Origin of the sequence: Streptacidiphilus sp. MAP5-3 (assembly GCF_041262505.1) — a bacterium.
Lineage (GTDB): Bacteria > Actinomycetota > Actinomycetes > Streptomycetales > Streptomycetaceae > Streptacidiphilus.
Genome location: NZ_JBGCCL010000066.1, coordinates 1 through 2,397, shown reverse-complemented (window position 1 = coordinate 2,397; position 2,397 = coordinate 1). Strand labels below are relative to the sequence as shown.

Annotated in this window: 3 protein-coding genes; 2 read left to right on the top strand and 1 reads right to left on the bottom strand. The window is 67.0% G+C overall.

What is annotated here, in order from left to right:
* The first annotated feature begins 307 nt into the window (after positions 1 to 307).
* Together ABH928_RS36425 and ABH928_RS36420 are read left to right on the top strand one after the other, a co-directional pair.
* Positions 308 to 430: a hypothetical protein gene (locus tag ABH928_RS36425; protein ID WP_370073046.1), complete on the top strand. Its 123-nt coding sequence runs from the start codon at positions 308 to 310 to the stop codon at positions 428 to 430.
* Positions 431 to 1,058: 628 nt separating this feature from the next.
* On the top strand, positions 1,059 to 1,805 hold the full coding sequence (locus ABH928_RS36420; protein ID WP_370073045.1) for a DUF4097 family beta strand repeat-containing protein: 747 nt from the start codon (positions 1,059 to 1,061) through the stop codon (positions 1,803 to 1,805).
* A 96-nt stretch (positions 1,806 to 1,901) separates the two neighbouring features.
* Here the strand turns inward: ABH928_RS36420 and ABH928_RS36415 are convergent.
* Positions 1,902 to 2,397: hypothetical protein (locus ABH928_RS36415; protein ID WP_370073044.1), on the bottom strand; the 496-nt coding region annotated here is incomplete at its 5' end.

The window sequence follows — 2,397 nt, the reverse complement described above, 5'->3', positions numbered from 1 at the left end:
CAATGATCACGAAGCCCGTGCCTGTACTGCTATCCACACCGGGTCGGCCGCTACCCGAACACACCGCACAACCACGGAACTTGAAGTCGCCCTGGACCGCGATTGGGTGGCAGTTCACCAGGCGGGGGCAGCACTACTGCACCGAGTGGATCCACGTGCTGGCCTGACCCTTGATGACCTGGGCGAGTTCGGCTTCCGGGGTCGGATGGCTGCCCGATGCTCCGGCTGGACCCGGCCCAGACCCCGCGCCTACTGGAGAAAGAAGCGTCTACGCGACCGCCTCGCAGGAGGCTCCCTCGAAGGCCACGTGGACGCGTTCACCGCGCTGGGCGGTGTCACCGGGTCGACCTTCTGCGGGCTGTACAGCTCCACCGCACGCCAGAACCGCACGATCTCCGCACTGTCCCTCGCCACCAGCCTCCCGACATGAGCACGATCAGAACCGTCAGGGTATGCGAACCACCTCACACACACCGGTGCCGTCTCGCCGGCAGCCGCGGCCCCCCGGGCGGCCTGTTGCGGCCGACCCATCTCGGACACCGCTCACTCCTTCCGCGCGCGGCCGGGCGACGACGGACGAGCCCTCAGCGCCGGTGCTTCCGGTCGGTCGGGCCGCACGGAGTTCGCACCTACGGCGCAGCCTGGACGGTCTACGACACCGGCATCCTGGCCCGTGCCTCAGCCGGCGTCGTGGGCTTCCTGCACGACCGAGTACACCCACCAGCTCGCTGCTCTGGCAGGGCGGGTGCCGTTCCACTTGGTACTGGGCTCGCAGGGCACGAGCGCCTGAGGGAGACCACCCTCCTCGAGGCACGGCGCCGGGCAGCTGACGGACCAACGCGGGTCCCGCTCTCACACAGCACTCGGCTGCTCGGTGCGCAGACCGCGCATCGCCGGCGGGGGTGGTGCTAGGTGCACCCCCTGGCGGGCGCCCGGTTCATGGTCGGCTGCAGATGCTCTCTCCTAGTCTGGCTGTCTACGGATTGCGCGATCGGAGGATTTTGGTGCCCCCCACGACGAGTCGGCCCCGTCCCGTCCTGTGGTACTCGGTAGCGGCGGTGGTCATCGTGGTCGTCGCCGTCATCGCCGCCACGGGCGTCGTCGGATGGCTCACCGCACAGCACTCCTCCGAGTCCAGGGCCTATAGAGACGCCCGAATCAACGTTGTGGAGGTCAACGCCACCTCGGCTTCCGTCACGATCCACCCTGGACCGGCGGGCCAGGCGACAGTGACCCAGAAGCTTCGCTGGTCGACCGCACGCCCTGCCGTGGACCAGCGACTCGACACGGCAACCGGCACCTTGACGATCACAGCGTTGTGCGGCGGCATCCAGGTGTTTGGGTTGAGCGACTGCGAGGCACGCGTGGATATTCAGGTCCCCGTTGGGGCATCGGTCCAGGTCTTCAACGATTCCGGGGCGACTGACGTCTTCGCGATGGGCGCTGCCGTAGACGTGCGGTCCGACTCAGGTGCTGTCACGCTCAGCAGGCTCACCGGGCCCGTCCAGGCATCGACAACGAGCGGGTCGATCAGCGGAGATGCCATGCTGTCACCGACCGTCTCGGCTGCGGCCACTGCAGGTTCCATCGATCTGGCCTTCGCTGGCCCGCCGAGGTCTGTGACCGTCAAGGCGACTGCCGGGTCGGTCGACGTCACCGTTCCTCGCGGAGACCGCTACCGCGTTTCCGTGATGAGCAACGACAACTCAGCTGTTTCGGTCGACGACGGATTGGCTTCCCCCACCGCGCAGAACAGCATCACGGGTTCCACCGTGGCCGGGGCTCTGAGCATCAACTACGGCTGACAGGCGCTCAGCTGGCTCGGTGATGCCTCTCCTCACGCACAAGACCGTGGCGCGATGGAGTGATCCTGCATCGCGCCACGGTCTTGCTCTACCTGCCTATTCGACCCACTCGCAAGCCCTTCCCCACTGCACCCAGCCGGTTTGGCTCCGCACCCAGCCGATGGCGCAGTATTCGCCCTTGATCGCGGGGACGCTGGTGACGAACATCTTGTCGTTGCCTGTGCAGTAGTTGGTGGTGGTGTACCACTGGCCGGTGAGACTGTTCCGCACGATGCCTGAGGGCCCGGTGATCTCGATGTGCCCGAAGAAGGGGTCCTTCCAAGCACACCCCCTGACCTGCACCGAGCCGCTGGGCCACGGGTCAGCCAGGTTGATGCAGACGTCGCCGCCACATCCCTCCGCTTGGGTCGGACTGTGGACCCGGGCAGGTGCGGCGGGATTGGCCTCGGCAGCCGACGCTGACGTCGTGAGCGCGACGGCGGCGACCCCGGTGATCAGCAGGGCTTGATCAAGTTCCGTGTTCGTCCGGGTTGTTGGTGATGCCCAGGATCGAGAGTGATCGTTGGGGTTCGCGGCTGATGGCTCGGGTGGT